Annotated in this window: 4 protein-coding genes and 2 tRNA genes; 2 read left to right on the top strand and 4 right to left on the bottom strand. The window is 60.3% G+C overall.

Annotation, left to right across the window (positions count from 1 at the left end; all coding sequences use genetic code 11):
• The first annotated feature begins 79 nt into the window (after positions 1-79).
• Together G4O04_05165 and G4O04_05160 are read left to right on the top strand one after the other, a co-directional pair.
• On the top strand, positions 80-715 hold the full coding sequence (locus G4O04_05165; protein ID HEY57910.1) for a winged helix-turn-helix transcriptional regulator: 636 nt from the start codon (positions 80-82) through the stop codon (positions 713-715).
• Positions 712-1104 carry a metal-sulfur cluster assembly factor gene (locus G4O04_05160; GenBank protein HEY57909.1) on the top strand — a complete coding sequence of 131 codons (393 nt, stop codon included), beginning with the start codon at positions 712-714 and terminating at the stop codon, positions 1102-1104. The genes G4O04_05165 and G4O04_05160 overlap by 4 nt, the downstream gene beginning before the upstream one ends.
• Before the next feature lie 57 nt (positions 1105-1161).
• On the opposite strand, the gene G4O04_05155 is transcribed toward G4O04_05160, so the two are convergent.
• The 4 genes from G4O04_05155 to G4O04_05140 all read right to left on the bottom strand — a co-directional run bounded on the left by G4O04_05155 (position 1162) and on the right by G4O04_05140 (position 5469).
• Positions 1162-1851 (bottom strand): creatininase family protein, encoded by a 690-nt coding sequence (locus tag G4O04_05155; GenBank protein HEY57908.1) that lies wholly within the window; start codon positions 1849-1851, stop codon positions 1162-1164.
• Between the two features lie 126 nt (positions 1852-1977).
• A complete protein-coding gene (locus G4O04_05150) occupies positions 1978-4782 on the bottom strand; it encodes a leucine--tRNA ligase (protein ID HEY57907.1) in 2805 nt (934 codons plus the stop codon).
• Positions 4783-5275: 493 nt separating this feature from the next.
• Positions 5276-5351 (bottom strand) — tRNA-Ala (locus G4O04_05145).
• A gap of 45 nt (positions 5352-5396) precedes the next feature.
• Positions 5397-5469: transfer RNA gene (locus tag G4O04_05140), tRNA-Ala, on the bottom strand.
• Between the last annotated feature and the right edge of the window lie 468 nt (positions 5470-5937).

The raw sequence follows: 5937 nt of genomic DNA, 5'->3' as shown, positions 1-5937 counted from the left end.
TGACAGCCTGAGCAGAGCATGCTATACTTTAGCGAGCAAAATCTTGTCCAAGGCATTTTTCCACGCAAAAGGCAGATGTATGAGCGAAACGCGTGAGCGCATTTTGCGCCTGCTCCTGGAACGTCAACGCTGTTCCGTCAACGAAATCGCCGAGGCGGTAGGCATCAACCCCATCTCGGTGCGTCATCATATCAACAAACTCGAAGCCGAGGGGCTGATCGCCTGGGAGGACCAGCGGCACGGCATCGGACGCCCACGGCGGGTGTATTACCTGACCGAAGCCGGTCTGGAAAAGTTTCCCTCGCGCTATGTCCAACTCACCGTGCGACTCCTCAAGCAACTCAAAGCCACCTTTCCTCAGGAGGTCGTGACCAGCCTGTTCCGCAACATGGCCCAGGAAGTCGCCGCCCAACTCGCCGAGGGCATCGATCTGGAAAAGCTGGGCACTGCCCAGCGTCTCGACCTGATCGCCCGCCTGCTGGAACGCGAAGGTTTTACGGTCGAGTGGGAAGACGAAGGGGATCGCTTCATTTTGCGCGAAAAGACCTGCCCCTACTACCGGGTAGGACAGGAACACCCCGAAATTTGCCTCATGGATGAGACCCTCATCGCCAGTGTGCTGGATATCCCTGCTGAAAAAGTGGAATGCATCCTGGACGGCGATCAAATGTGCACCTACAGCATTCCCAAACCTACCATTGGAGAAGCCTCATGATGAACCTGGAACCTCCTATGCCACCCTCCGACCAAACCAAGCAAAACCCTGAACCCAAATCCAATCGCCCCAAATGGGAAGTGGAAGATACCCACCCCGAACTGGTGGAAGAGATCCTAAAGGCCCTCCGCACTGTGATAGACCCCGAGATTGGGCTGGATATCATTGCATTGGGCCTGATCCGCAACATCCAGGTGACCGATGAAGGGGCTAATGTGGTGATGATTCTGACCACGCCTTTCTGCCCTTATGGCCCCGCATTGTTGGAAATGGCCCGGCAGAAAGTGGAACAGGTCGTCGGCAAGCCCACCACCATCGAACTCGGCACCGAAATCTGGGATCGCTCCATGATGGAAGACGACGCGATGGCCATGTGGGGCTTGTACTGAACGACCTTTTCAGCAAAACGAAGCCCTGACCGATCATCCGGGTCAGGGCTTCTTGCCTCACCCATGGGCAAACTCCAGCAAGCGCAACACATCCTTTAGCGCCTCGTTGAACAACGCCTCCATCACTTCTGGGGAAGCCTGATAGGGGCCACCAAAAGAGCCATCTCCATACACCTGGCGGGCTTCCTTTGCCCCCACCACGCCCGGCACCTCGGGCGGCGTTTTCGCCTCTTTGGGGAGTTCAGCCACCACAGTGAAGGGGAAAGCCTCCAGCCAGTTGGCGTGGGCCGGGCGTAAGCCGTATTTTTCGGCCACCATCTCCACACTGTGGGAAAGCCACCAGTCGTACCACGCCACCCGCAAATCGGGCAGCGTGTTGACCACCTCGTACACCCGTCCCCGCACCGGGATGTTCCCCCCATGCCCGTTCAGGATGAGCACGCGCCGGAAACCATACCCATGCACCGAGCGCAGCAAGTCTTCCACCACATCCATCAGGGTGGAAATGCGCAGGCTCAAGGTGCCCGGATAGGCCAGAAAATACGGCGAGGCCCCGAAGTTCAGCGGTGGCGCTACAGGCACGCCGGTGCGCTCACTGGCAGCATCGGCCAGGGCCAGGGGCACCTTGACATCGGTGAGCAGGCTCAAATAGCCGTGCTGTTCACAGGCCCCCAGCACCAGCATCAGACGATCGTCATGACGCAGGTAGGCCTCCACATCCATCCAGTTCATCTCGTCAAAGCGCATGATGGGCCTCCAGGATCCTTTGCCTCCGGATTGGAAAAGCGTCGCAGACGCCCTTATCATGGACAAAGAGGCGCTGGTCAAGCCAAAACCGGGCAGGCTGTGGAGCCTACCCGGTTACAAGCGATACTACACCACGATGTTCACCAACTTGTTCGGCACATAGATCACCTTGCGCGGCTCCCTGCCCTTGAGATGGCGTTGCACTGCCTCGCTCTTCAACGCCAGGGCCCTGGCCTCTTCCTCGGGGATGCCCACCGGCACCACCAGGCGATCGCGCACCTTGCCGTTCACCTGCAGCACCAGGGTGATCTCCTCCTCCTTGGTGGCTTCTTCATCCACCTCGGGCCAGGGCTGGGTGTGGATGGAGTATGGCTTGCCCAACGCCTCCACCCACAACTCCTCGGCCATATGCGGAGCAATGGGGGCCAGCATCCGCAGGTAGATGTCCAGGGCTTCCCGCCACTCGGGGGTGCCTGCCGCGCCTTGCTGACGCGCCTTCTGTATCTCGTTGAGCAATTCCATCAACGCGGCCACAATGGTGTTGAACTCGAAGCTCTCGAAGTCCCTGGTCACGGCCCGCAACGTCCGATGCACCTTACGGCGCAGTTGACGCAGCACGCGGGCGGGCGGGGCCTGGGTCGGCGGCTCGGCCTGGGCCGTCTCCCACACCAGATTCCACACCCGTCGAATCCAGCGCACCGTGCCTTCAATGCCTTGACTGTTCCACGGCGCCCCCAGGTCCCAGCGGGCGAAGAACATCAGGTACGCCCGCACCGTATCCGCGCCATAGCGGGCCACCAGATCGTCGGGGTCGATCACGTTCCCCTTGGATTTGGACATCTTCTCCACATCCAGGTGGAACACCAAATCCAGGTGACGGGGATTTTCCTTGCCCGGAATGGTGATCCGGGTCTCCGGCGTGACCTGGACCACCACCAGATCCACCGCATCTTTGTCTTCCTCTGGATCGTAGGGATTGACCCGCACCTTGAGGGTGGTCTCATCCCGGGCGTACACCTCACCCCGCACCTCGGTTTCGCTCTTGCCGAAGGCAGGCCACTGAGAACGCGGCGTGCCGTAAGGCAGGGCCTCGATTGCCTCGGCATGGAAAGCCGTGCCGTGCCAGTGCCCGCGCACCGTGACGAAGTGTCCGTCCCGCGGCTCCCCCAGCACCATGCCCTGGTTGCGCAACTGAATCATCGGCTCGTCGCCATCCACCAGCCCCATATCGCGGGCTGCCTTGTGGAAGAAGCGCACATACAGCAGGTGCATGGTGGCGTGCTCGATGCCGCCGGTGTAGGTGTCCACGGGGAACCAGTAAGCGTATTCTTTCCTATCAAAAGGCCAGTCCTTCTCCCAGGGACCCAGGTAGCGCAAGTGATACCAGGAGGAATCCATGAAGGTATCCATGGTATCCGTTTCCCGCTCGGCCGGGCCACCGCACACCGGACAGGTGGTCTTCTTCCAGGTGGGATGAAACTTCAAGGGGCTCTCGCCGGTGGGCCTCCATTCCACATCTTCCGGCAATTCCACAGGGAGTTGGTCCTCGGGCACCGGATTCCACCCACACTTCTCGCAGTAAATCATGGGGATGGGCGTGCCCCAATAGCGCTGCCGGGAAATCAACCAGTCACGCAGGCGGTAGTTGGCCGCCCGCTTGCCAAAGCCCTGCTCCTCCAGCCACTCGATGACCCGCATGATGCCCGGGTCATCCCACCCTTTCGCCTTCACGATGCGCGTACCCGTCAGCGGGCCGCTGTTCATCATCACGCCGGGGCCGGGGTAGGCTTCGGTCATGGTCGCGGCATCCAAAAGCACCGGGTTGCCGTCTTCATCCAGCGGGAAGATGACCGGCCGAATTTCCAAGCCGTACTTCCTGGCGAACTTGAAGTCGCGCTGGTCATGGGCCGGCACGGCCATGATGGCCCCGCTCCCGTAAGACATGAGCACATAGTCCGCCGCCCAGATGGGGATCCGCTCGCCATTGACCGGGTTGATGGCATAGGCCCCGGTGAACACGCCAGTTTTTTCCCGTTCTTCGGCCATCCGATCCATGTCTGAAACCCGGGCTGCCTGGAAGCGATACCGCTCGATGGCCTCCCGGTGCTCCGGCGGCACGATTTCATCCAACACGGGATGCTCCGGCGCGATGACCATGAAGGTGGCGCCCCAGAGCGTGTCGGGCCGGGTGGTAAACACCTCCAACTCATGCCCCTGTTCGGTGCGGAAGATCACCGTCGCCCCCTCGGAACGGTCGCCGATCCAGTTGCGCTGCAACGTCTTCACCCGCTCGGGCCAGTCCAGCCCATCGAAGCGCTTGAGTTCTTCGGCGTAGTCGGTGATGCGGAAGAACCACTGCTCCAGGTTCTTTTTGATCACCGGCGTGCCGCAACGCTCGCACACCCGCTCCTCACCGATAACCTGCTCGCGGGCCAGAGTGGTGTTGCAGGTGGGGCACCAATCCACCGGCGACTTTTTGCGATACACCAGGCCGTGTTTGTAAAACTGGATGAACCACCACTGGTTCCATTTGTAGTACTCCGGGTCGCAGGTGACCACCTCGCGCCGCCAATCGAACATGGCCCCCATGCTGCGCAACTGCTTGCGCATGTGCTCGATGTTGCGGTAGGTGGACACTTTGGGGTGAATGCCGGTCTTGATGGCCGCGTTCTCGGCGGGCAGGCCAAAAGCATCAAACCCCATGGGGAAGAGCACATTGTAGCCCCGCATGCGCATGAAGCGGGCGCGGGCATCGGAGGGGGTCATGGCGTACCAGTGCCCAATGTGCAGCCGCCCCGAGGGGTAGGGAAACATGGTCAGCGCGTAATGTTTGGGCTTGTTGGAGTCAATGTGGCTTTGGTACAGGCCATCGGCCTCCCATTTGGCTTGCCATTTGGCTTCGATTTCGGAAGGATTGTAAGCACGGGCCATATGAAGAACCTCCCCAAAGGTGCGATTTAGGATTAAGTGTTATGATTTGCACAAAGAGCCGGGCGCGGGCGGTTTCCTCCAAGCCACGGGCAGAAAACAAAAAACCTTCGCCCCTCAGGGACGAAGGCTTTACCTCCGCGGTACCACCCTGCTTGTCGGGGGGCTTGCCCACCCCGACCCCTCTGCCGCGCTAACGGGCGGACCCCGCTGCGGACTACCCACGCCGTACTTCGCTCTGACTCAGCACAGGCACTGCGTCTTCGCTCCGTACAGGCGCTTCGCCCGCAGGCCCTTGCTCCTTACCGGAGCAGGCAGGCGAGTTCGGCCTTCCTGGCGCTCGGTCGGGCACCCTGCCGGGCTTGCACCCTCCCCGGCTCGCTGGACCGATAGCCTACTACTCCTGCCGGGCACATACATCGGGCTTTGAAAGTTTCCCTCGGCTCTCAAAGCCTTCTGGCTAACGAAACACCCGGCGTACAAACCGGGTGTGATGTGGTGGACCCGGAGGGACTTGAACCCTCGACCCCCTCAATGCCATTGAGGTGCGCTCCCAACTGCGCTACGGGCCCACAGAAGCGATGCGATTGTACCATATTTTCAGGCGTTTGCCCAGGTGGACCTGGCGGGACTTGAACCCGCGACCTCTTCAGTGCGATTGAAGCGCGCTCCCAACTGCGCTACAGGCCCTTGTGTTGGCGCGCAAATTGTAACCGAGAGCCTGAGGCGTGTCAAGGAGAAAGCCAAGGAAACGAGGGAACCCTTCCCGGCCAACCAAAGGGCCACCCTCTTCCAAAACGAAGGGCGCTTAGAGGCACAAGTTGACTTTTGTCGCCTAAAGCGTATACTGCTTTTGCAAAGGTGCTTAACGCCTTCCCATCCGTTCTCCGTGCTTTCGCCCCTGAACATACACTCCTGCCGGGGTAACAAAGGCTCAACGTCGTCGTTTTTGGAAGAAAGGCCCCTGGACTATCCCTACCCTCCTGGCCGCATTCCTTCCATTTTTTCAACAGGAAAGCTTTAGTTTCCGCTAAATGAGTGGCCGACGGGCAAAGCCACATAGCCGGCCGAACGGCTGGGGCACTTTGACAAGAGGATTGAGGAGGCCCAGAGGCGTAGTCAGGCAGTTTGCTCAGCCTCTTGACGCCGACGGGCCGC

This window comes from Anaerolineae bacterium (genome assembly GCA_011176535.1).
Lineage (GTDB): Bacteria > Chloroflexota > Anaerolineae > Anaerolineales > DRMV01 > DUEP01.
The sequence above is the reverse complement of the archived record's forward strand: the minus strand, read 5'-3'. Positions and strand labels throughout refer to the sequence as shown.

Coding starts and splice junctions, on each gene's coding strand:
- G4O04_05150 (HEY57907.1), bottom strand. CDS start 4,782: ATGGCCCGTGCTTACAATCCTTCCGAAATCGAAGCCAAATGGCAAGCC.
- G4O04_05165 (HEY57910.1), top strand. CDS start 80: ATGAGCGAAACGCGTGAGCGCATTTTGCGCCTGCTCCTGGAACGTCAA.
- G4O04_05155 (HEY57908.1), bottom strand. CDS start 1,851: ATGCGCTTTGACGAGATGAACTGGATGGATGTGGAGGCCTACCTGCGT.
- G4O04_05160 (HEY57909.1), top strand. CDS start 712: ATGATGAACCTGGAACCTCCTATGCCACCCTCCGACCAAACCAAGCAA.